The sequence below is a fragment of the Nocardia sp. BMG111209 genome, assembly GCF_000381925.1.
Lineage (GTDB): Bacteria > Actinomycetota > Actinomycetes > Mycobacteriales > Mycobacteriaceae > Nocardia.
Window position 1 is genome coordinate 388,590 of sequence record NZ_KB907308.1, and the last position, 22,023, is coordinate 410,612.

General features: G+C 70.7%; 18 protein-coding genes. 4 read left to right on the forward strand and 14 right to left on the reverse strand.

The window, feature by feature from the left end; all coding sequences use genetic code 11:
• Nucleotides 1-13: 13 nt before the first annotated feature.
• The 5 genes from G361_RS0125325 to G361_RS0125345 form a co-directional block, all read right to left on the reverse strand.
• Entirely contained in the window at nucleotides 14-1,717 is a 1,704-nt protein-coding gene (locus G361_RS0125325; protein WP_019929916.1) for an ABC transporter ATP-binding protein, read from the reverse strand.
• Nucleotides 1,714-2,601: an ABC transporter permease gene (locus tag G361_RS0125330; protein ID WP_019929917.1), complete on the reverse strand. Its 888-nt coding sequence runs from the start codon at nucleotides 2,599-2,601 to the stop codon at nucleotides 1,714-1,716. The genes G361_RS0125325 and G361_RS0125330 overlap by 4 nt, the downstream gene beginning before the upstream one ends.
• Nucleotides 2,598-3,554: an ABC transporter permease gene (locus G361_RS0125335; protein ID WP_019929918.1), complete on the reverse strand. Its 957-nt coding sequence runs from the start codon at nucleotides 3,552-3,554 to the stop codon at nucleotides 2,598-2,600. The genes G361_RS0125330 and G361_RS0125335 overlap by 4 nt, the downstream gene beginning before the upstream one ends.
• 10 nt (nucleotides 3,555-3,564) lie before the next feature.
• Nucleotides 3,565-5,190 carry an ABC transporter substrate-binding protein gene (locus G361_RS0125340; protein WP_231387095.1) on the reverse strand — a complete coding sequence of 542 codons (1,626 nt, stop codon included), beginning with the start codon at nucleotides 5,188-5,190 and terminating at the stop codon, nucleotides 3,565-3,567.
• A 199-nt stretch (nucleotides 5,191-5,389) separates the two neighbouring features.
• On the reverse strand, nucleotides 5,390-7,165 hold the full coding sequence (locus tag G361_RS0125345; protein WP_019929920.1) for a gamma-glutamyltransferase family protein: 1,776 nt from the start codon (nucleotides 7,163-7,165) through the stop codon (nucleotides 5,390-5,392).
• A gap of 71 nt (nucleotides 7,166-7,236) precedes the next feature.
• Between G361_RS0125345 and G361_RS0125350 the strand changes: the two genes are divergently transcribed.
• Nucleotides 7,237-8,133 (forward strand): LysR family transcriptional regulator, encoded by an 897-nt coding sequence (locus G361_RS0125350; RefSeq protein WP_019929921.1) that lies wholly within the window; start codon nucleotides 7,237-7,239, stop codon nucleotides 8,131-8,133.
• Between the two features lie 121 nt (nucleotides 8,134-8,254).
• Here G361_RS0125350 and G361_RS0125355 read toward each other — a convergent pair whose 3' ends face one another.
• From G361_RS0125355 to G361_RS0125365, 3 genes are all read right to left on the reverse strand, one after another.
• Nucleotides 8,255-9,436 carry a cation:proton antiporter gene (locus tag G361_RS0125355; protein WP_019929922.1) on the reverse strand — a complete coding sequence of 394 codons (1,182 nt, stop codon included), beginning with the start codon at nucleotides 9,434-9,436 and terminating at the stop codon, nucleotides 8,255-8,257.
• 5 nt (nucleotides 9,437-9,441) lie between these two features.
• The gene (locus tag G361_RS0125360) at nucleotides 9,442-9,924 is read right to left on the reverse strand and encodes a cation:proton antiporter regulatory subunit (RefSeq protein WP_019929923.1); all 483 of its coding nucleotides are present in this window, start codon (nucleotides 9,922-9,924) and stop codon (nucleotides 9,442-9,444) included.
• Nucleotides 9,925-10,050: 126 nt separating this feature from the next.
• Nucleotides 10,051-11,415 carry an ABC transporter substrate-binding protein gene (locus tag G361_RS0125365; protein ID WP_019929924.1) on the reverse strand — a complete coding sequence of 455 codons (1,365 nt, stop codon included), beginning with the start codon at nucleotides 11,413-11,415 and terminating at the stop codon, nucleotides 10,051-10,053.
• 274 nt (nucleotides 11,416-11,689) lie between these two features.
• On the opposite strand from G361_RS0125365, the gene G361_RS0125370 reads away from it, so the two are divergent.
• The gene (locus tag G361_RS0125370; protein ID WP_019929925.1) at nucleotides 11,690-14,005 is read left to right on the forward strand and encodes a hypothetical protein; all 2,316 of its coding nucleotides are present in this window, start codon (nucleotides 11,690-11,692) and stop codon (nucleotides 14,003-14,005) included.
• 8 nt (nucleotides 14,006-14,013) lie between these two features.
• On the opposite strand, the gene G361_RS0125375 is transcribed toward G361_RS0125370, so the two are convergent.
• Entirely contained in the window at nucleotides 14,014-14,634 is a 621-nt protein-coding gene (locus G361_RS0125375; protein WP_019929926.1) for a MerR family transcriptional regulator, read from the reverse strand.
• Between the two features lie 112 nt (nucleotides 14,635-14,746).
• Between G361_RS0125375 and G361_RS0125380 the strand changes: the two genes are divergently transcribed.
• Both G361_RS0125380 and G361_RS0125385 read left to right on the forward strand, forming a co-directional pair.
• Entirely contained in the window at nucleotides 14,747-15,721 is a 975-nt protein-coding gene (locus G361_RS0125380) for a hypothetical protein (protein ID WP_155981775.1), read from the forward strand.
• Complete coding sequence (locus G361_RS0125385; RefSeq protein WP_019929928.1) at nucleotides 15,718-16,173, forward strand: ABA4-like family protein; 456 nt, start codon at nucleotides 15,718-15,720, stop codon at nucleotides 16,171-16,173. The genes G361_RS0125380 and G361_RS0125385 overlap by 4 nt, the downstream gene beginning before the upstream one ends.
• A gap of 16 nt (nucleotides 16,174-16,189) precedes the next feature.
• Here G361_RS0125385 and G361_RS44855 read toward each other — a convergent pair whose 3' ends face one another.
• The 5 genes from G361_RS44855 to G361_RS0125415 all read right to left on the reverse strand — a co-directional run bounded on the left by G361_RS44855 (nucleotide 16,190) and on the right by G361_RS0125415 (nucleotide 21,886).
• A complete protein-coding gene (locus tag G361_RS44855) occupies nucleotides 16,190-17,482 on the reverse strand; it encodes a HAMP domain-containing sensor histidine kinase (protein ID WP_019929929.1) in 1,293 nt (430 codons plus the stop codon).
• Nucleotides 17,479-18,138, reverse strand: coding sequence for a response regulator transcription factor (locus tag G361_RS0125395; protein WP_019929930.1), 660 nt, complete (start codon nucleotides 18,136-18,138; stop codon nucleotides 17,479-17,481). The genes G361_RS44855 and G361_RS0125395 overlap by 4 nt, the downstream gene beginning before the upstream one ends.
• 5 nt (nucleotides 18,139-18,143) lie before the next feature.
• The gene (locus G361_RS0125400; protein WP_019929931.1) at nucleotides 18,144-19,379 is read right to left on the reverse strand and encodes a DUF1501 domain-containing protein; all 1,236 of its coding nucleotides are present in this window, start codon (nucleotides 19,377-19,379) and stop codon (nucleotides 18,144-18,146) included.
• A 205-nt stretch (nucleotides 19,380-19,584) separates the two neighbouring features.
• On the reverse strand, nucleotides 19,585-20,808 hold the full coding sequence (locus G361_RS47245) for a DUF1800 family protein (protein ID WP_019929932.1): 1,224 nt from the start codon (nucleotides 20,806-20,808) through the stop codon (nucleotides 19,585-19,587).
• 343 nt (nucleotides 20,809-21,151) lie between these two features.
• On the reverse strand, nucleotides 21,152-21,886 hold the full coding sequence (locus G361_RS0125415; RefSeq protein WP_155981776.1) for a hypothetical protein: 735 nt from the start codon (nucleotides 21,884-21,886) through the stop codon (nucleotides 21,152-21,154).
• Nucleotides 21,887-22,023 lie beyond the last annotated feature (137 nt).

Below are 22,023 nucleotides of genomic sequence, written 5' to 3' on the forward strand. Positions count from 1 at the left end.
GCTGCGGCGGATGTCAGATCGGCAGGGCCGCGCCGGGGATCGCGTCGAGTAGTCCACGGGTGTAGGGATCGGTTGGCGTGCTGAGGATTTCGTCCGCCGGACCCGCCTCCACCACGCGGCCGCCGCGCATCACCAGGACCTCGTGGGCGAGCGCGCGGACGACGGCCAGATCGTGCGAGATGAACAGGTAGCTGACGCCGAGATGTTGTTGCAGATCGGACAGCAGGGTGAGGATCTGGTCCTGTACCAGCACATCCAGGGCCGACACCGGTTCGTCGCAGACCACCAGCGGGGGTTCGGCGGCGAGCGCGCGGGCGACGGCGACCCGCTGGCGCTGGCCGCCGGACAGTTCGTTCGGGTGGCGCCGCGCGACCGCCGCCGGGAGGGCGACCTGGTCGAGTAGTTCCGCGACCCGTTCGCGGCGGGCCGCGCGGCCACCGATTCCGAAGGCGCGCAACGGTTCCGCGATCAGGCGAGCGACCGTCCACATCGGGTCCAGGGAGGCATACGGATCCTGGAACACCGGCTGCATGGCCCGCCGGGCCGCGCGCAACCGATCACCGGTGCGGCCCTGTAGATCCGCGCCGTCCAGGTGGATACTGCCCGCGGTGGGGGTGACCAGCCCGAGCACCATGCGCGCGACAGTGGTTTTGCCCGAACCGGATTCGCCGACGATGGCCGTGGTGCGACCACGGCCGACGGTGAACGACACGTCGTCCACGGCCGTCAGCAGGCCGCCACGGCCACGCAGACGGTACTCCTTGCGCACACCACACACCTCCAGCAGCGGCACTCCGGTTTCGGCCGCCGCGCCGGGTGCCCTTTCGGCCGCACCGTTCGCGCGTTGCGCTGTGCCGGTGACGCCCGACACCACAGTGGCAAGGCCGTTGGTCGTGGCGGTCGCCGATCGGGCGGCCGTGTCGGCGAGCGCGGCGGGGGCGGCGGCGATCAGGCGGCGGGTGTAGGGGTGGTGGGGGGTGGTGAGAACCGTTCGGGCCGGGCCGGTTTCGACGATGCGGCCTTCGGACATCACGATCACGCGGTCGGCGCGTTCGGCGGCCAGGCCGAGGTCGTGGGTCACCAGGAGCAGGGCGGTGCCCAGGTCGCGGGTGAGTTCGGTGAGGCTGTCGAGGATTCGGCGTTGCACGGTGACGTCGAGGGCCGAGGTCGGTTCGTCGGCGATGAGCAGGTGTGGGCGGCAGGCCAGGGCGATGGCGATCAGGACGCGCTGGCGCATGCCGCCGGACAGTTCGTGCGGGTATTGGCGGGCGCGGCGGCGGGGGTCGGGGAGGCCCGCGCGGCCGAGGAGTTCCACGGTGCGGCGGCGGGCCTCGCGGTGTCCGCAGATGCGATGGGCCACCAGGGTTTCCGATACCTGGGTGCCGATTCGGGTGACGGGGTTGAGGTTCGACATCGGATCCTGCGGGACCAGACCGATCTCCTTGCCGCGCAGAGTTCGCAGGTGCCGTTCCGGGACGTGCGTGATCTCCGTTCCGCGCCAGGCGATCCGGCCGCCGGTGACCCGGCCGGATCCGGGCAGCAGGCCCAGGACGGCATGTGCCAGGGTGGATTTGCCGGATCCGGAGGCGCCGACCACCGCGACCCGCTCCCCCGGCGCGAGGGTCAGGTCGACGCCGCGCACCGCCGGTACGTCGCCGAAGGAGACCCGCAGATCGTCGATCTCGAGCAGCGGACCGGGCACGGCGTCCTCCGTCATCGCGCGGTCTTCGGATCGAGGGCGTCGCGCAGGGCGTCGCCGAAGAGGTTGAAGCCCAGGCAGATCAGTGCCAGGGCGATGCCGGGGAAGATGCCGGGCCAGATGCTGCGGGACAGGTACTGCTGGGCGTCGGACAGCATGATGCCGAGGCTGGGGGCCGGTGGCCGGATGCCGAGTCCGAGGAAGGACAGCACCGCCTCCCCCAGCACGGCGATCGGCATGATCAGGGTCGCCTGGACGATCGCCGCCGCGGCGGCGTTGGGCAGGATGTGCTCGGCGAGGATGCGCCACGGCCGCACGTGCATCACACGCGCGGCCAGGACGAAGTCGGATTCCTTCAGCCGCAGCGTCTCCGCGCGCACCACCCGCATCATCACCGGCACCTGCGAGATGCCCAGCGCGACAGCGGCATCCACCAGACCGCCCCCGTTGATCGCGGCCAGTCCGACGCCGAGCACGAAATAGGGGAAGGACAGCACCACGTCGCCGATCCGCGACAGCACCGCGTCCGGACGGCGCCAGTACCCGGCCACCAGCCCGAGCGTGCCGCCGAACAGCACCGCGCACGACACCGACAGCGCGCCGACCTCCAATGAGGCGCGGGTGCCGTAGAGCACCCGGGAGAGCACGTCACGGCCGAGATCGTCGGTGCCGAGGGCGAATCCGACCGTGCCGGGATGCTGGAACGGCGCCGCGAAGTGCACCTCCGCTGGCCCGTAGGGCGCCAGCAGCGGCGCGCATAGACCGGCCAGGACGGTGAGCAGCAGCAGTGCCGCGCCGATGATCCCCTTGGGGTCGCGGCGCAGCCGGCGCCACGGACCGGTGCGCGCGGCCGCCGGTGGTGCGCCGATCGTGTTCTCCCGCTTCGGAATCGTGACGGTCATCGGGTCCTCCCGGCCACGCGCACCCGCGGGTCGATCATCGTGTACAGCCCGTCCACCAGCAGGTTGATCAGGATGTAGGACGCGACGATCACCAGGACGACGGCCTCGATCACCGGATAGTCGCGGCTGAACAGCGAATCCAGGGTCAGTTTGCCGATCCCGGGCAGCGCGAAGATGCGCTCGGTGACCACCGTGCCGGCGATGAGCAGGCCCAGTTGCAGGCCGATCACCGTGGTGACCACGATCAGGCTGTTGCGCAGGCCGTAGCGGAGCGTGACCGTCACCGGCCCGAGCCCCTTCGCGCGGGCGGTGCGCACGAAATCGGCGGTCAGCGTCTCGACCATGGACGAGCGGGTCTGTCGTTGCAGCATCGCCGCGTGGGTGAGGCCGAGCACCAGGGCGGGCAGGGTCAGGTGGTACAGCGCGCGCGCCGGATCGTGCAGTGGCGATACATATCCCGAGGCCGGGAACCAGTGCAGCCGCACCGACAGGTACAGCACCCCGAGCAGTCCCAGCCAGAACGTGGGCACCGACATCGCCACCAGCGAAACCCCGTTCGCGAGCCATTCCGGCCAGCGCCCCCGGTACACCGCGGCCAGCACCCCGCCGGACACGCCGATCAGGACCGCGATCACCATCGCGTATCCGGCCAGTTGCAGGGTCACCGGGAAGGTGGCGGCGATCATGCCGCGCACCGGCGCACCGGTCCGGATGGACCGGCCGAAGTCTCCGGATGCGCTGTGCCACAGGAACTCCCAGTACTGCTCCCACAGCGGCCGATCCAGGCCGAGGTGCGCACGCACCGCGGCGACGGTCTGCGGGTCGGCCTGTTCACCGGCCGTGGTGACGGCCGGATCGCCGGGCAGCGCGCGCACCCCCAGGAAGATCACCATCGAGGCCAGCACCAGGGTCAGCGCCGACTGCCACAACCGGTGCAGGACGAACCGCAACACGGCCGGCGCCTCAGCCGGCCACGAAGGCGGCCCTGCCCAGCCGCACCACCCCGTCCGGGTACACCTCCACGCCGGCGACGCCCGTCGACTGACCGGTGAGCACGCGGATGCGATAGGTGTACAGGTAGGGGTTGTCCTGCTCGATGAGCCCCACCGCCCGGCCGTAGAGGTCGGCGCGCTGGGCCGGATCGGCGACCCGGCCGGCCCGTGCCAGCAGATCGTCCATCGCGGGCGAGGAGTAACCGCCGTAGTTGCCGGGCGATCCGGTGGACAGGAACCGGGCGGTGTTGGCGTCCGGGTCGATCCGGCCGGACCAGCCCAGGAACAGCGCCTCGAAGGTGCCGCGCTTCTGCACGTCCAGCAGGGTCGAGTACTCGACCGGGACGATCCGCAGATCGAATCCGCCCGCGGCGACCGAGGATTGCAGCGCCTGCGCGTAGCGCAGATCGGCCTGGCGGTTGGAGACCTGCAACGTCACCGGGAACGGCATCGGCACCCCGGCCTCGGTGAGCAACTGCTTGGCGCGTTGCGGATCGTATGCGGGACAAGCGGTTCCGGCCGCGGAGGCGAACGTCGAGTTCGGCACGATCGGCGTGCAGGCGGGATCGAACCAGTTGTCGAACACCGCCCCGACCAGTTGCGGCCGATCGATGCTCAGCGACAGGGCCTGCCGGACGCGGGTGTCCTTGGCCAGCGGGGTGTCGATCTGGTGCACGGGCTTGCCGACGCCGTCGACATTGCCGATGTTGATCGTGAGGCCCTGGTATCCGAGCGAACTCGATTGCAGCAGGCGCAGTTTCGGGTCACCGGCGAGGGCGGCGGCGTCGTTCGGGGCGATGGTGTCGGCGACCTGGACATCGCCGGAGCGCAGGTTGGCGGCCCGGATGTTGTCGTCGCCGATGATCCGATAGGTGATGCCGTCCAGATGCACGTGCGCCGCGTCGTAGTACAGCGGGTCCTTGGTCACGGTGATCGACGTCTGCGGCACGCGCGCAACGAATGTGAACGGGCCGACGCACACCGGGTGATCACCGAAGGAGTCCCCGGCTGCGGTCAGCGCGGCCGGGGACATGATCATCCCGGCCCGGTCGGCCAGCGCGGCGGTGATCGGCGCGAACGGTGATTTGAAGTGCAGCACGACATGTCCCGCGTCGGTGGTGTCGATGCTCGCGATCGGCCCCATCTCGCTGGTGCGCTGGGAGGTCTTGAAGGTGAGGTGCCGTTGCAGGCTGGTCTGCACCGCCGCGGCGTCGAAGGCGGTGCCGTCGGCGAACTTCACGCCGGTGCGCAGCGCGACGGTGACGGTCAGGCCGTCCGGGGAGATGTCGGGCAGGGCCGCGGCCAGCTGGGGTACCAGATGGCCGGCGGAATCGTTGTCGTAGAGCTTCTCGCAGATCGAGCTCATCACGACGCGGGTGTAGAGCGAGCTGGACGTGGTGGGGTCCAGGCGATCCGGTTCGGAGGACAGGCCCATCACCAGGTTGCCGCCCTCGCGGACCTGCCGACTGCCGATCGGAGTGCCGAAATCGTCCGCGTGCGCGGCGGTTCCGACGGAATGTTGCGCGGGTGAACATGCGGTGACGGCCGGCACACCGAGTAGTGCCACGGCCAAGCCGACTGCCACCTTCCGTGCCATTCGGGGGAGCATGCCGTACAACATACTTCGCTTCGCGATACTTCGCTTTCCGGACAGCTATCCGCCGATCGGTCCGGTTCTGACGCCTTTCGGAGTGTGCGAAAGTTGCTGTGCCGCTGTTTCTTACATCACACCAGCGCGGCCCGCAAACCGGGGAAGCGGCGCAAAGTGGCAATCGTGTCGCACTAGCGGCAATCGATCAGCGACCGGCGGCGTAGCCCTGCATCCCGCGTGGGTTCGCGCCGGCGGACAGCACCCCGGTCTCGGGATCCCGTGCCACCGCGCACATCCGGCCCTCCGACCACGGACCGCCCACCGTGACCAGGTGGCCGCGGCGACGCAGTTCGGTGATCACGCCGGCCCCGATGCGCGATTCCACGATCACCGCACCCGGGCTGATGGTGCGCGGATAGAACGAGCCGGGGAAGCTCTCCTGATGCCAGTTCGGCGCGTCGATCGCGCCCTGCAGATCCCATCCGCCGCGCACCCGTTCGCCGAGCGCGACCGCGAGGAAGAAGTGCAGGCTCCACTGGTCCTGCTGGTCGCCACCGGGTGTGCCGAACGCCAGTACGGCCCGCCCGTCGCGCAACGCCAGGGTGGGGCTGAGCGTGCTGCGCGGACGCCGGCCGGGGGTCAGCGAACTCGCCAGACCCGGTTCCAGCCAGGTCATCTGCAAGCGGGTGCCGAGCGGGAAGCCGAGTTCCGGTACCACGGGATTGGATTGCAGCCAGCCGCCGCTGGGTGTGGCGGAGATCATGTTGCCCCAGCGGTCCACCACATCCAGATGGCAGGTGTCGCCGCGGGTTTCGCCGGTGGCGGCCACCGTGGGCTCGCCCGCCCCGGACGGAACCTCCTGTGCCGCACGGTCTCCCGCGTACCGGGTGACGACCGGCCGCTGCCCGTCGGGGCTGCCGGGCCGCAGTTCGAGCGAGGCGCACGCCCCGATCAGGCTGCGGCGCCCGGTGTTGTAGTACGACGACAGCAGCGTCTGCATCGAGACGGTGGTGCCGTCGCCGTACCAGGCCTCGCGATCCGCGAACGCCAGCTTCGACCCCTCGACGAGGGTGTGGAAGTACTCGGGCGTCCCGTAGGCCGGCCGCTCCGGCAGCAGGGCCAGCTGTTGCAGGAACACCGGGCCCTGGCTCCACGGCCCGGCCTTCGCGACGGTCCAGCCGTTCCAGTCGTGGGTGACCGGATCCTCGTACGTGGCAGCGTAATTCGCGAGATCGTCGCCGGTGAGGGTACCGGCGTGCCGCGCGCCGGAGGTGTCCAGGGCCGGTCGCGCGGCGGTGGCGGCCAGCGCCTCGCCGATGAATCCCTCGCGCCATACCCGCCGGGCCGCCTCGATCTGCGCCTCGCGATCGGCGCCCGCCGCCTCGGCCTCGGTGATCAGCCGCCGCCAGGTGCCGGCCAACGCCGGATTGGCCAGCAATTGCCCTGGGGCAGGCGGCTTTCCGTCGCGCAGATACACCGCGGCCGAACTGGTCCACTCGGTCTCGAACAGCCGCTGCACCGCCGCGACGGTGGCGCCGATCCGTTCCACCGCCGGGACGCCACGCTCGGCGTAGCCGATGGCGTAGGACAGCACCTCGGCCAGGCGTTTCGTACCGTGATCGCGCAGCAGCACCAGCCAGGCGTCGAAGGCGCCCGGTACCGCGGCGGCCAGCGGACCGGTGCCGGGCACCAGTTCCAGCCCGAGCGAGGTGTAGTGCTCGATACTCGCCCCGGCCGGCGCCGGGCCCTGCCCGCACAGCACCCGCGGCGGCCCGCCGACCGGCGCCAGCAGGATCGGCACCTCACCGGCGGGCCCGTTCAGATGCGGTTCGGCGACGTGCAGCGTGAACGCCGCCGCGACCGCGGCGTCGAAGGCGTTGCCGTCGGCCTCCAGGACCGCCATGGCGACCGCGGAGGCCAGCCAGTGGGTGGTCGACACCATGCCGAAGCTGCCCTGCAACGTGGGACGTGTGGTGAACACACGCCGAGTATCACCCGACGATCGGATGTACGTCCAAGACATCTGTGACACCGTTCCAATAGCGTGGGTGTATGGAACGCAGGCAACTCGAGTATTTCGTCGCCATCGTGGAGCACGGTGGTTTCACGCACGCCGCGCGCGCCCTGCAGGTGGCGCAGCCGTCGCTGTCGCGGGCGATCGCGAAACTCGAGGAGGAACTCGGGGTGGCGCTGTTCCACCGGGTCGGGCGCAACGCGGTGCTGAGCAGCGCCGGTGAGCTGATGGCCGAACGGGCCCGGCAGGTGTTGCGCGATCTGGACGCGCTGCGCGCCGCCGCCCAGACGGTCGGCGAGGGTGCGGTCGGCCGGGTCGACGTGGCCGCGACCTCCTCCTCGGCGCTGGAACCTGTGATCAGCATCATCGCCGAACTGCGTGCACACCATCCGGGTGTGACGGTGAGCACCTCCTCGGCGCTGTCGGCCACCGAGGTGGTCGCGCTGGTGCTGCGCGGCCGGTGCGAGGCCGGGGTGTGCGCCAGCGCGGAGCGGCCGGCGGGGCAGGGCCTGATCTCGCACCACCTCCGCGACGAGCAGTTCCTGCTGGTGATGCCGCCGGGCACGACGGTCGGCGCGGGCGACGGGACGATCACGGCGAGCGATCTGCGCGGTATGCATTTCGTCGTCCCGCACGCCGCCACCGCGGTGCGGGCCCGGTTCGACCGGCTGGCCGCCGAGGTCGGTGAGCTGACCATCGCCGCGGAGGTCGGCGACCGCAGCGTGGTGCTGCCGATGGTGCTGCGCGGGGTCGGCGCCGCGCTGATGCCCGACGGCTGGGACTATCTGGCCCGCCGCTCCGGCGCCTCGGTCTACCGCTTCGATCCGCCGGAACGCATCCCGCAGTGGCTGATCCACCGCACCGGGCCGATCACCGCCGCCGCGCGCGCGTTCATCGACACCACCCTGAGCCGGGCGCGGGACGCCGCCGAATAGTGCTGGGGCACGGCGCATTCCGGGCCGTCTGCGCGGCGCTCTACGGCACCGGTCCGCGTGGCGCGCGACCGCTGCCGCATTCCGATCGCCGGAAAGCGTTGTCCCGGTGTGTGATCAGCGGTCAGGTGGCCGGGGCCCGCAGCCGGTCCAGGCGGCGCACCACCGGTTCGGCGAAGCGGGCCGCGATCGGGCCGAGGACGGCCATCAGGAGTACGTATGTGCCTGCCATGGCGGCGAATTCGGCGGGTACCGCACCCGCCGACACCGCCAGTCCGGCGATCACGATGGAGAATTCGCCGTGCGCGACGAGGGAGGTGCCCGCGCGCAGCCGGCCGTAGCGCGAGGCGCCCGCGCGCGCCGCCGCCCACCAGCCGGTGCCCACCTTGGTCACCACCGTGACCACGACGAGCACGCAGGCCCAGCCCAGTACCGGCGGAATACTCTTCGGGTCGGTGGACAGCCCGAACAGCACGAAGAACAAGGCGGCGAACAGATCTCGCAGCGGCTCCAGCATGGTGCGGGCGCTCTCGGCGGTGGTGCCGGAGATCGCGATGCCGAGCAGGAACGCGCCGACGGCCGCGGAAACCTGGAGCACCGTGGCCATTCCGGCGACCAGCAGCGCCGAACCCAGCAGGGTCAGCAGGAAGATCTCGCGGTCGTGGCTGTCGATCAGCATCGACACGTATCGGCCGTAGCGCAGCGCGATCACCAGCACCACGCTGACCGCGATCAACGCGATCGCGACCGACGTTGCGCCCGTGAGGAATCCGACGCCGGCCAGCACCGCGGTCAGCAACGGCAGATACGCCGCCATGGCCAGATCCTCGAACACCAGGATCGACAGGATGGCCGGCGTCTCCCGATTTCCCAAGCGGCCGAAGTCGTTCAGGATCTTCGCGACGATGCCCGAGGACGAGATCACCGTGACCCCGGCCATCGCGACCGCGCCGGTGAGGCCCCAGCCCAGCAACAGCGCGATCACGACACCCGGTGTGGCATTGGCCAGCAGGTCCACCACGCCCGCGGTCCAGGACCGCCGCATGCTGGTGACCAGTTCGTCGGCGGTGTACTCGAGCCCGAGCAGCAGCAACAGCAGCACCACGCCGATTTCGCTGGCGAGATGGATGAATTGGTCGACGTGATGCAGTTCCACCAGACCGCCGGTGCCGAACACCAGACCGCCGATCAGATACAACGGGATGGGCGACAGGCCGATTCGGGCCGCGAGCCGGCCGAGCAGTCCCAGCCCGAAGAACACCGCCCCCAGCTGGATGAGACCCAGTGCAGTTTCGTCGGCGACCACTCGATTCAGCCGTCCACCAGAATCGCCGCGGCCGCGTCGAGCCCGGCACCGGTCCCGACCACGATGAGCTGATCACCGGCGGCCATCGGAAAGTCCGGGCCCGGTGAGGGAATCGTCTGCCCGCCGCGCACCACCGCGACGATCGAGGCCGTGGTGCGGGTGCGCATCCGGGTGTCGCCCAGCGGCCGCCCGGCGTACGGAGATCCGGTGCGGAGGGACAGTTGCCGGGTGTTCACACCCTCCAGATCGCGTTGCTCCGCGACCAGTTGCCCGACCAGTTGCGGGGCGCCGAGCAGTCCGGCCAGCGTCGCGGCCTCGGTGACCGTCATCGCGACCTGTTCGCACTCGTCCGGATTGCCCGGCCGGCTCAGGATCAGGTCGACCGTGCCGTCCTTGCGATCCACCACCCCCACCCGCCGGCCCGACCCGCCCAGCGGGAAATCCTTCCGTACTCCGATCCCCGGCAGGGGCGTCACCTCGACATCCACACCCCCACGTTTACCGGACAAATCAGACATTCGCCAGGCCGATGCGGACCCGGACGCACGACCGCGGCCCGGCGCCACCCGGGGAACGGGCGGGGCCGGGCCGCGGTGAACCGGGCCGGGACCGGGCTATTTGACGTCGTTCAGGGACTTGCCGACGTCGGCCAGGGTCAGCGGTTTGCCGAGATCCTGCTTGTACACATACGGCGTCATATCACAGCGGTACGGGCCGTTGTCCGGTTTGAAGGGCGCGGGCTGCCAGCCCTGCGGGGTCACCATCTCCACGTTGAAGCACTTCTGCACGGCCGCCTTCGTGGTGTAGTCCTGCGGCGCCACCAGGCCGCCGCCGGTCCACGCGGATTCCTTGGTCGCGGCGTCGTAGAGGCATTTGCGGGTCAGCGCGTCACCACAGCTCGCCGCCGACTTGGCGAACAGCGCCCACGCGGCGAAGGCGCGCACCGCCGGATAGGTGGGTTCGGAACCGGGGGCGTACTTCGCGTACAGCTGCTTCAGCTGCTTGATCGCCGGCAGATCCGATTCCAGCGGGGCGGTGCCGGAGATGTCGGCGTAGTTGTGCTGCGCGGTGGCGGAATTGCCGAGCAGTTTCAGGAATCCGGCGTTGTAGGCGTTGCTGTTGGCATCGATCCAGTCCAGGTGGTAGTCCATGCCGGTCAGCACGTCCTCCAGCTTCGGCAGGTCAACATAGTTGCCGAGGAAGATCAGGCCCTTCACGCCCTTGCTCTTGATGGCTTGCGCGTAGGGCGTCCAATCCGTCACGCCCGCAGCCGGATACAGATCGCCGTAGACGAGGGTGGCACCCTCGGCCGGCAACGATTCCTGATATCCGGACAGCATCGACTTGGTGGCCGGGATGTCGCCGGTGATCACTCCGATCGCCGCCGCCGAATCCGGATACGCCTCCTTGAACAGCCAGCTGTGCGAACCGGTGTAGATATCCGTCTGCGAGGCGGTACCGCCGCCGCCGACCTGGAGATCCGAACCGGCGTTGGCGGCCGAGACCACCTGGGCCGGGAATTCCGGCAGCAGGCAGTTCAACCGGTCCTTCACACCCAGTCCGTCGAAGGCCGCGCCGCCGCCGACCAGCGCGAAATCGTCCCGGCACGCCTCGACCATGCGCTGGCGGACCTCCAGCAGTTTGGCGTCGTGCACGGTGTAGCTCAGCTTGCGCCCGGCGACACCGCCGTTGTCGTTGCACCAGGAGGTGAAAACCTTGGCGGCATCGACGAATTCGGGGTTCTTGGTGAAGCCGATATCACTGAAGACACCGAGTTTGATCTCGCTCGCGGTCACCCCCTGCGCCGGGGCGCCGGACGCCTTCGCGGAGTTGCAGATGCCCTTCAGATCGCCGAAGTCACCCGATCCGCCCCCGCCGCCCCCGGCCACGGTGGTCTCCCCACCGCCTCCGCGGCTGCAGCCCGCCGCGAGCAGCGCCAGCGCGAGCAGCGCAATCAGAATTCGCCTCGGTCTCACCATGTTTCTCCTTGTTCGAGGCCACTTGGAGAGCGATGGTGTCACATACCGGAACTTCAGTTCTCGAAATCAGGAAACTCATTTAGGCGCAGACGGAAATAGGATGTCCGGGCACATTCGCAACCCTGGAGAAATCGTGCGGATCGAACCTGCGGAATGGAATCAGGCACTCCGGTCGATTCGACCCGGGCGGGCCGGTATTCGATCCGCCCGGAATCTCCGGAAATCGGCGGGAAAGGCGGGGAACTGCGGTTTCGTACGGTAGTCTTCCGAACTCGTGGTCGCAGGTGCCGCGCCGAAGCCGCGCAACGACGTGCACGTGTGGGGTTGGGTGACCGCCGTCGGCGTGGCCGTCGGCTACCTGTCCGTCCTCCTCGCGAATCCGCGCCATTTCTACACCGACGACACCGAGGCCCAGTACGGGCCGATGTGGGTGATGCTCGGGCGGCAGTTGCGGGAGGGTCGCTTCCCCGTGCTGGTGCCGTGGGAATGGATGTCGGGCAACTATTCGATGGAGGAGGCCGGACTCTACAACCCCCCGCAACTACTCGTCGATCTGATCGCGCCGTCGGTGGACGATCTGGCGCTGTACGCGACGGTGGTCAAGCTGATCTTCTCGATCGTCGCCGCGCTCGGCGTGTTCCGGATCTGCCTGGCCTACGGCGCGCGGGCGCCCTGGTCGGCGGTGGCCGCGGTGGCGTTCCCGCTGTCGGGCTGGTTCCTGTTCTTCGACGAGGCCAGCTGGATGACCTCGCTGACCGGCACCGCGTGGATGCTGCACGCCTGGGCCTCGGCGGTGCGGTACACCCGCGGACGCGGCGGCCCGGTGAGCGTCTTCGTCTACCTCTACCTGGCCATTTCGGTGCAGTACGTATTCCCGGCGGCCGAGGCGGGCCTGATGGTCGTCGCGGTCGCGGTCGGCGAGGTGGTGCACCTGCGCGACCGGTGGCCGTCGCTGCGGCTGGTGCTGGTGGCCGGGTGCGCCGGGCTCGCCGGGCTGGAGACCTATCTGCCGGGCATGCTGTCCTCGCCCGCGACCTGGCGCGGCAACGAGCGGATCGTCAACGACACATTCCTCGACGTGCCCTGGTCGGAATCGCTGAACGCCAGCCTGCCGAGCACGATGCCGGCCTTCGACGGCTGGTGGGGTTATGTGCAGCCGATGCCGATGGTGTACATCGCGTGGTTCGTCGTGCCGCTGCTGGCGTTCGTGGACTGGCGGGCGGCCCGCGCGGTGGCCCGCGAGCTGACCGGCGCGCTGTTGTTCGGTGCGGCGGTACTGATGTGGACGGCCGGGCCCGGGTACATCGGGCCGCTGCGCTGGCCCGGCCGGGTGCTGCCGATGCTCGCGGTATCGGTGCTGGTGCTGGTGTGCGTCCTGCTGAGCCGCTGCGGCGCCTTCACCGATCCGCGCCGCCGCTACCTCGCCGCCGGTCTGCTGATCGCGCTGATGTTCGTCCGATCCACCTCGGCCGCACCCCAATTGGTGCTGCGGCACCTGATGGCCTCGATGCTGGTCGGGGTGCTGGTGGCGGTGACGGTGTGGCTGGTGCGCCGGCGCGGCGTACCGGCCGCGTGCGCGCTGGCGATCACGGTGATGTTCCCGATCGCCTACGAGCAGGTGCGTGACCAGGGGCCGACGCCGATGTCGTACCACTTCCCGGGCCGTCGATCCGAGATGACCGCCGCCTTCCCGCCGTTCGAGGGCGTGACCCTGCAACTCGGCGACCGCGCGCTGGTCCCGCCCGCGGATCAGGGTGGTGACAAGGCCTGGGCCTCACTGGCTTTCGGCAACTACGCGAAGAACATGGGCCTGGACTACGTCAACGCCTACACCCCGATCGGGCACGCCGCGTTCAGCGCGCTGCTGTGCATGGGCTGGGACGGCAGCACCTGCCCGGACGCCTATCGGCGGGCGTTCGACATCGAACCGAGCACCGGGCGCGCGGTCGTGGACCTGATGAAGGTCGACCGGGTGGTGCTGCAACGGGCCCAATACCCCGCCGCCGCGGATCATCCTGCGCCGCGCGGCTGGCGCTGGGTCGACTATCCGGGCCACGATCGCTACATCTGGGTGCTGGAACGCGACGGCGGGCCCGTCTCGGCCAGAAACGGATTCGTCGCGGACGCCCACAACGTCACCGCCGCGGTGATCGACCGCGACAGCGTCACCAGCCGCCTGCAGGTGACCTCGGTACACGGCGGCCGGATCGTGTTCTCCCGCTTGGCCTGGCCCGGATACCGCGCCGTACTCGGCGACCGCGAACTGCCCATCCGGCCGGTCGCGAAAACCTTCGTCGCCGTGGACATCCCGGCCGGCACCCGCAACGCCGAACTGGTGCTGAGCTGGCGGCCGCCGGGCTGGCAGGCGGGTATCGGCGCCGCGCTGACCGGCCTGGCCGGGCTCGGGGCGTTGCAGTGGTTCCACCGGCGGCGGCGCCGGGTCGCGGCCCCGGCCCCGGCCGTCGCGGTCGCGGCCCCGGGGCCGGATCCCGTTCCGTCGCTGCGGGTCACGCTGCCGGCTCGGACCGGGGAGCAACTCGTCGGTGCCGACGGGGACCTTCTCGTCGGCGCGGACGGGGACCTCCGGTAGTGCCGGGATCAGCCGAAGGCGTTGCGAGACAGATGTTCCTGGGCGAGCCGGCGCAGCGCGGCGAGTACGGTGTCGCCGAGTACCGTGCCGACGATGACGGATTCGACGGTCTGCTCCACCGACGGCTGCCGGGCGACCACGCCCACATCGACCGCCGCGATGCGTTCCACCGCCTCGGCGTAGTCGTCCAGCGCCTCGACGAAGTCGTCGTGACCGAGTTGCCGCAGGGTGGTGCACACCTCGACCAGGGTGGCGCGGGCGGGGTTGTCCTCGAACACCTCCCAGCCGCGCCGGGCCAGCAGGTCGTCGACGGCGGCCTGCGCGATCGGGTCGTCGCCGGGCCCGGGGTCGCGGCGGTGATCGAGCGCGTACTGCGCCTTGCCGACCGACTCCCAGGTGGAATGGTCTCCCCCGTCCAGGATTTCGAGCACCCGCGCCGCATCGGTGATCGACAGGCCGCCGATCTCGATGAGCGCGCGGACCAGGCGCAGCCGGCGGGCATGGGCGGGGCCGTAGTCGACCTGGTTCGCGTGCGTGCGTTCGCCCGGCGGTAGCAGGCCCGCGCGCACGTAGTACTTGATCGTCGCGGCCGACACCCCCGTGGTGCGACTGAGTTCCGCGATGCGCAAACAGACCTCCCGGACGGTGGTTGACAGGTGGGATCGAGTCTACGACACTCAACTATCGATAGTTCTACTATCGATAGTCACGTTTCCACCTTGCCTCGGAAGCAGGTGCACCATGAACGATTCCGCTCTCCCCTTCCCCGACCGCTCGCCCTGGTGGCGCGGGCATACCCCCTTGATGTGGCTCGCGGCGGCGATGGCCGCGCTGGTGGCCGTCTCCCTGATCGGGACGGTCACCGACCATCGCACGCTGACCGGGCTGCCGATCTGGGACAAATCCGTGAAATTCGCACTGTCCGTGGCGATCTACGCCGTCACCTGGGCGTGGCTGCTGGCCGGCACCCGGCGCCGGCACCGGCTCGCGTGGTGGGCGGCCACCGTCGCCGCGGCGGGGCTGGCGATCGAGATGGTCATCATCGTGGGCCAGATCGTGCGGGGCACCACGAGCCACTTCAACGGCACCACCGCGTTCGACGGAATCATGTTCGACGTCATGGGCGCATCGATCGTCGTCGTCTGGCTGGCCACGCTGGTCGCCTCGATCGCGGTGGCGGCCGATCCGGCCGCCGATCGGGCGCGCGCGGCCGCGGTGCGCTGGGGTACCACGCTGTCGCTGATCGGAATGGCGCTGGCATTCCTGATGTTCCTGCCCGCGCGCGGGGTGCCGCGGCCGCCCTCGATCTCCGGCGCGCACACCGTCGGCGCACCCGACGGCGGGCCGGGGCTGCCGTTCCTCGGCTGGAGCACCGCGCACGGCGATCTGCGCATCCCGCACTTCGTCGGAATCCATGCGCTGCAAGCGATTCCGCTGATCCTGGCGGCGGCCGAACTGCTCGCCGCGCGCATTCCGGCGCTGCGGGCGGCCACAGTGCGCATCCGGCTGGTCACGGTGGCGGGGGCGGGCTACGCGGTGATGCTCGCGCTGCTGACCTGGCAGGCCCTGCGGGGGCAGCCGATCGTGCGGCCCGACGGGTGGACCTGGTCGGCGGCCGCGGTGATCCTGGTGCTGGTCGTCGCGGGCGTGGTGCGGGCGCTGCGCGCACCCCGGTCGGCGGCCGATCCGGCTGCGGCGGTGGGGTTCCCGGCATGACACAGACGCTGTTCACCGCCTCGTTCTGGTTCGCCGCGCCGTTCTGGGCGGTGATGATCCTCGCGCCGACGTGGCGGCGCACCGGATGGCTGGTCTCGTCGCCGCTGATCTGCGTGCCGCCGTTGCTGATCTACCTGATCCTGATGACACCCCGTCTCGCACAGTTCTTCCCGGTGATGACCCGGCCGGATCTGGCGGCGTTGCAGGCCCTGCTCGCGACGGCCCCGGGCGCCGCGGCGATCTGGGCGCATCTGGTCGGATTCGATCTGCTGCTCGGCCGATGGATGTACCTGGACAGCCGGCAGCGCGGGATATCCCCGATCCTGGTGTCGCCCATCCTCTTCGCGACGATCTTCTTCTCCGCGATCGGTGTGCTGGTCTACGTGCTGCTGCGTACCGCGTATCGGCCACCCGTCGCACCGGAGGTCGCTGCGGCGCCGGTGACCGGCTGATTGCGCCCGGACCCGGTCACGCGGGCGGTGGCCCGACGGTGAGGGTCGCGATCGTGCCGCCGCCCGGCGCCGGCGCCAGAGTCGCGGTGCCGCCGTGTATTCCGGCCACCCAGCGGACGATCGACAGACCGATGCCGTGACCGGTGCGCGAGGCGGTGGCGCCGCGATCGAACGGATCCGGCAGTGCCGGATCGAGTCCCGGTCCGTGGTCGCGGACCGTGACCCGGCCGGCGGTGACCGGCGCCGCCGGGTCCGGCCTGCCGTCCGCCGTCACCGACACCCCCACCGCGCCGTCGCCGTGGACCAGGGCGTTGTCGACGAGATTGCGGACCGCCAGCGCCAGCAGTTCCGGATCCGCCTGCACCACCACCGATTCCGCGGTGAGGTCGATGCCGGCGACCGGGAAATCGGCGATCACGCCCTCCACCAACTGGTCCAGGCGCAGGGGCAGCCGTTCCGGTTCCGCCACACCGGTTTCCGTGCGAGCGCGGGCCAGCAGGCCCGCGACCAGGCGGGTCATGCGGTCGGTGAAGCGGCGGACGTCGGTGAGGGCGATGCGTTCGTTACCGGAATCGCGCAGGCCCGCGTCGGTGCGCAGGCGCAGCGCCGCGAGCGGGGTGCGCAGTTCGTGGGCGGCGTCGCCGAGGAAACGCTCCTGCTCGTCGAGCAGGCGCAGCGCGGACCGCATGCTGACCCCGGACAGCAGATGCCCGGCGACGGCGGCCAGCAGCACCAGCGCGATTCCACCGAACTCGGTGGCCAGCACCAGGTTCCGGTGTTCGTGCGCGGACGGGCCGGGATCGTCCGCGGCGATCACCACCGCGCCGATCACGGAATCGTCGGTCCACACCGGCACGCCTGCCAGGCGGACCGTGCGGCCGGTGCTGTCGGCGCCGGTCTCGGTGTCGGAATCCTCGTCGGCGGCGATCCGATCGGCGACGGCCCGCAGCGCCTCCGGCGGCGGCGATCCGGCCCGGCGGTGCGTGAAAACCTCACGCCAGGGCCCGTTGTGGTCGCGGGCCAGGATCACGATCGTGACCGTGTCCTGCACCAGATCGTCGTCGTGCACGGCCTCCAGGTCGACGGCGCCGTCGTCACCCCAGTTCACCTCGCGGGCCAGGCCGCCGGCGTACCGGTCGAGGCGGTCGTCGAGCGCGCGGTGGCGGGAATGCCCGTCGACGGTGACGGCGAAGGCGCCCAGCGCGATCAGGCAGATCGCCGTGATCGCGGTGAACAGCGCGGTCTGCACCCACCGGGCGCGGCGCAGCCGGGCGACGGCGGGCCGCCGATCGGGGCGGGACCGGCTCACGGCGTGATCGTGAAACCGACGCCGCGCACGGTCTCGATCAGCGGCGGCGCGCCGAGTTTGCGGCGCAACTGCACGATCACCGCATCGACCACGTTCGAGGCCGGTTCGGCCATTTCGTCCCAGCAACATTCGATCAGTTCGGTACGGGTCACCACCGCACCCGCCCGATCCACCAGCAGTTCCAGCACCCCGAATTCCTTGGGGGTCAACGTCAGCAGGATCCCGGCGCGCTGGACGCGCCGCCGGGACCGGTCCACGGCGAGATCGTGCACCCGGACGTGCGCGGCCGCGGGACGGTCGCGGCGCCGGCACAGTGCCCGCACCCGCGCGGTCAGCTCGTCCAGCGCGAACGGTTTGACGAGGTAATCGTCTGCGCCGTCGGCGAATCCGTCGAGCCGGTCGGCCAGGGTGTCGCGCGCGGTGAGGATCAGTACCGGCGTGCGGCCGCCGGCCTCCCGGTGCGCGCGGATCAGCTCGAGCCCGTCGCCGTCGGGCAGACCGCGGTCGACCACGAGACAGTCGTAGTCGTTCACGCTCGTCTTCAGGTCGGCGTCGGCCAGATCACCGGCCGCGTCGACCGCGAGGCCCGCGCCGCGCAGTCCGGCCACCACCTCGGCGCGCAGCTCGGGATCGTCCTCGCACACCAGAATTCGCATCCCACTCATTTCAGCACAGGCAGCACACCGGGAATCGGCCGTGGCGAACCGGACAACACCTCCGACGCCGGCACACCGAGCCACGTCTGGGCAAGCGTGGCATGGAATTCGGCCATCGGCACGGTGGCGATCACGTTGTCGTCGGCATCGAGGCGGCGCAGCGACGGCGGCTCACCGGCCAGGCCCGCGACGGTGGGGCCCATCAGCAGGGCGGTCCCGGCGGCGCCGTGATCGAGACCGTAGCCGTCGTTCTCCGGTACCCGGCGGCCGAATTCGCTGTGCGCGGCGATCAGCACCCGGTCGGCGAGACCGCGGCGGGCCAGGTCGTCGCGGAATGTGCCCACGGCGGCATCGAATTCGGTCATGAGCGCGTCGAACCGATCGGGATGTCCGGTGTGCGTGTCGAAGTCGGCCTCCATCGGGACGTGCACGATCCGCAGTCCGAGCCGTTCGTCGGCCAACAGCTGTGCGGCCAGTTGCAATTGGGCCCCGAGAGCGGATTCGGGATAGCCCTGCTGCTCCGAGGGCAGTTCGGCCACCGCGTCCGAGAAACGCATCGCGGTGGCCGTGCCGGTGCGGGCCGCGGCCAGCAGCGGACCGTCCGCGGCGTCCGGGCGCGCGGCGGCCCGGTGCGCGGCCAGCCACACCTCGGTCAGCGCGTCGTCCTCGTCGAAAGCCGGGAATCTGCCGTTGTTTCCGGGATCCACCGACAGGGTGGTCACCCGCCTGCAGGCCAGCGCCGGGGTCGCGCCGAGCCCCAGCGAGACGCCGACGGCGGGTGCGCCCGGATCGCCGAGCACGTCGCAGAGTCGGCCGAGGAATCCGGTGTCCGGCCGCACCCGGCCGTCGGGATCCCCGGTCTGCCAGCGGTTCATCATCTCGAAGTGCGACAGGTCCGGCGCGGCGACGCCGACGCCCGCGACCACCGTGGCGCCCTGCTGCGCCACCCGGGTGAGCGCGGGATGGTAGCCCCAGTTCCGGTCGATGGCGTGCAGCTGCCCCGCCGGGATCGCGGTGTTCGGGCGCAGCCGCCGGTAATCGGAGTCCCCGATCGGCGCCACCATCGACAAACCGTCACAGCCACCGGCCATTTCGATCACGACCAGCCGCCGTTGCCCCACCGGCCCGGGGCGCAGGATCGGCCGCCGCCAGCCCTTGCGCGCACACGCGCCGAATACGCCGGTGGCGCCGAGCACTCCGGCCTGCAGCACCTTCCGGCGCTGCACCGTCGTCCGATTCATGGTCGCCGTTCCTGCCTTTCGCTTGTCGTGTCGTCCGGATCGCCTCCCGGGGGAGGGGTGGCGGGCACCGCCGGAATCCGGTGCCCGCCCGGCCGTCGAGGGATCGGCCGTCTGGTGGTCGCGCATCACATATCGGGCAGAAGCGGCGACGGTCCGTGCTCGGCCCCGGGGCACAGCCGAGCACGCGGGTAGGACCGCCGGTCGCTCATGCGAGCGCGAATTCCGGAGAAGCCAGGATCAGCGCGAGCAGGACCGCGGACCGCTGCAGCGGCTCCCGATCGCGCAACCGCACGTGCAGTTCACGTGCGGCGGAAGTCGTTGTCGCGGAGGGCCGGTAGAGACCGGCGCGGGCGAAGGCGGCGGCCACGGGATCCGCGGCGCCGGCGATCTCGGGTAGCGCCGGAGCCCGCACCGCGAGCGCGGACCGGGCCACCGCACAACTCGGCGCGAGCCACTGCGGACCGGTCGGCCACCCCGCGACACTGGGCGGCGCGAACGGCACCTGCCCGAGAGCGGTGAGCGTGTCGTAAGCCGTTGCCGCATCGTCGATTCCGCAGGCAGACAGCGCGGCCACCACCCATTCGATCGGATACCGCGGCCGGGTCTCACGGGCCGCCGGGAACGAATCGTCGTGCAGGATCGCCGAAACCAGCGGCGCGATCTCGAGATTCGCGGTCCGGAACACCGCGGCCAGATCGTCGAGCCGCTCCGGCGACGGATCGGTGCCGAGGAAGAACCGGTGCAGCGCCGCGGCCACGAACCGCGCGCAGGCCGGATGGTCACATACCGCGTCGACCACATCGCGCGCGCCGGACACCAAGCGCCCGAACATCATTCCCGGGAGAACGGCCGCGGACTGGCGATCGAACCGGACCTCCAGATTCTCACCGACGCTCCAGCCCGCCAGCGCGGTCGCCGCCGCGCGCACCTCCGCCTGCGAATAGTTGCCGTGGCCGAGCGCGAACAGCTCCATCAGCTCCCGGCCGTAATTCTCGTTGGGCGCCTTGGCATCCGAGCCGTCACCGTCGAGATAGCGCAACATCGCCGGATCGACGGTGACCGCGTCGAGCAGGGTCCGGAAGTTGCCCAGCGCGTGCCGCCGCAACAGCAGATGCTGATCCCACATCAACTGCCAGGAATCGACCTTCTCGTGACTGGAGGTGAGATGCGCGTGCCAGAACCAGACCAGCTTCTCGTGCACCCCCGCGGCCGGATGCCGCATCGCCTGCAACCAGATCGCCAGCGGCCCGGCGGTATCGTCGTCGGACTCCTCGTCGAACCGCGGCAACCCGGGCGTCACCGGCGGTGCGGCCAGAACGGTCCCCACCACCCGATCCGCATCCTGCCCGAGCCTCGACTCGACGGCCCCGGGTAACGGCCCGAAGGTGGTGCGCCGCAAGATATGTGCGATGTTCGCGCGTTCCTCCATGCCCGCGACGATGCCAGGGGGCGGGTGAGGAATTCGTGAAGGTGCGGGCGGTCCGTGCCGCCCGCGGGATTCAGGCGGCGGCGCCGAGGGCGGCGGCGATCACGACCGGGATCAGATACAGCAGCGGGAATCCCACGTGGCCGTAGGCGCGGGGCGCGACCGACATTGCGCTCTCCGCTCTCGAGGGAGCCGGAACCTTCCGGCTCCCGGCAGAACCGCCGCGGACGCGGTGGTTCTGCGTAGTGGACGGAATCCGCGGTCGGAGTGTGACATCCGTACCCGGCAGCGGCAGCGGCAGCGAGATGGTCGCATCGCCGGTGACGTCGGTGATGGCGGCGGTATCTCAGTCCGCGCCGGGTTGTAAGTGGGTGCAGGCGAGGGGGGTTCGCGGTGGTGCCGGGCCCGGGTCCGGATCCTCGCCACGCATCGCGGTGATGTACGGGCGCAGGCCGAGGGCCATGTCCACGCAGGCGCCGAGCAGGGCGTCGAGTTCGTCGCGGTCCACCCGGCGTTCGACCACCAGCCTGGTGCCGAGGATCGGCACCGGTAGGGCCGCGCCGCCGCGATCCCACCAGAGATGGGTGTCCCACAGTTGATCGATGTGGTGGGGCGCCCAGCCGGCGACCGTGCGGATCACCTGGACCCGGCCGAACTCGTTGCCCGACTGGTCGAGTACCAGCAGGTGGAACAGGTCGGGTGTGCGGGGTTCGGCGGGGTGGGGGACGAAGTGGCAGAGGGTGCCGCCGGTGGCGGCGGCCGCGGTGGAGCTGATGCCGTGCAGGATGGTGCCGATCGCGGCGCCGTCGCCGCGGCGCAGCACGGTCGCGTCGCCGCCGCGCGGCTCCACCAGCACCACCGAACCGTCGGTGTAGGTGAGCCGGTGCCGCGGGCCGGGGGTGCGCCCCCGGCCGAACAGCGCGCCCAGCCGCGAACGGCCCGCGTCCGGAGCGCGGCCGGCGACGGCGACCGGGTCGTCCGGTCCGCGCCGAAAAGCGAGCGTCCACACGCCGGCACCGGCCGAGGCGTCGCGCCCGATCCGGCCCTCGATCATCATTGATCCGTTCCGCAGGCCTGGCATGGATCCGATCGTAGAACTGTGATCTAGATCTCACTGGTAAATGGGACGTATCAAACGCTGGCGAGTCCGCTCGGACGGCGACGGTGGCGGTCGAGCGCGGGTCGCCGCTAAACCCACGGCGTGTCGCACGCGGGAAT

What these genes read in the sequence shown, in the direction of transcription:
- G361_RS0125325 (WP_019929916.1), bottom strand. Translation starts at nt 1,717, where the DNA reads ATGACGGAGGACGCCGTGCCCGGTCCGCTGCTCGAGATCGACGATCTG.
- G361_RS0125330 (WP_019929917.1), bottom strand. Translation starts at nt 2,601, where the DNA reads ATGACCGTCACGATTCCGAAGCGGGAGAACACGATCGGCGCACCACCG.
- G361_RS0125340 (WP_231387095.1), bottom strand. Translation starts at nt 5,190, where the DNA reads ATGGCACGGAAGGTGGCAGTCGGCTTGGCCGTGGCACTACTCGGTGTG.
- G361_RS0125350 (WP_019929921.1), top strand. Translation starts at nt 7,237, where the DNA reads ATGGAACGCAGGCAACTCGAGTATTTCGTCGCCATCGTGGAGCACGGT.
- G361_RS0125365 (WP_019929924.1), bottom strand. Translation starts at nt 11,415, where the DNA reads ATGGTGAGACCGAGGCGAATTCTGATTGCGCTGCTCGCGCTGGCGCTG.
- G361_RS0125380 (WP_155981775.1), top strand. Translation starts at nt 14,747, where the DNA reads ATGAACGATTCCGCTCTCCCCTTCCCCGACCGCTCGCCCTGGTGGCGC.
- G361_RS0125385 (WP_019929928.1), top strand. Translation starts at nt 15,718, where the DNA reads ATGACACAGACGCTGTTCACCGCCTCGTTCTGGTTCGCCGCGCCGTTC.
- G361_RS0125395 (WP_019929930.1), bottom strand. Translation starts at nt 18,138, where the DNA reads ATGCGAATTCTGGTGTGCGAGGACGATCCCGAGCTGCGCGCCGAGGTG.
- G361_RS0125400 (WP_019929931.1), bottom strand. Translation starts at nt 19,379, where the DNA reads ATGAATCGGACGACGGTGCAGCGCCGGAAGGTGCTGCAGGCCGGAGTG.
- G361_RS47245 (WP_019929932.1), bottom strand. Translation starts at nt 20,808, where the DNA reads ATGGAGGAACGCGCGAACATCGCACATATCTTGCGGCGCACCACCTTC.
- G361_RS0125415 (WP_155981776.1), bottom strand. Translation starts at nt 21,886, where the DNA reads ATGCCAGGCCTGCGGAACGGATCAATGATGATCGAGGGCCGGATCGGG.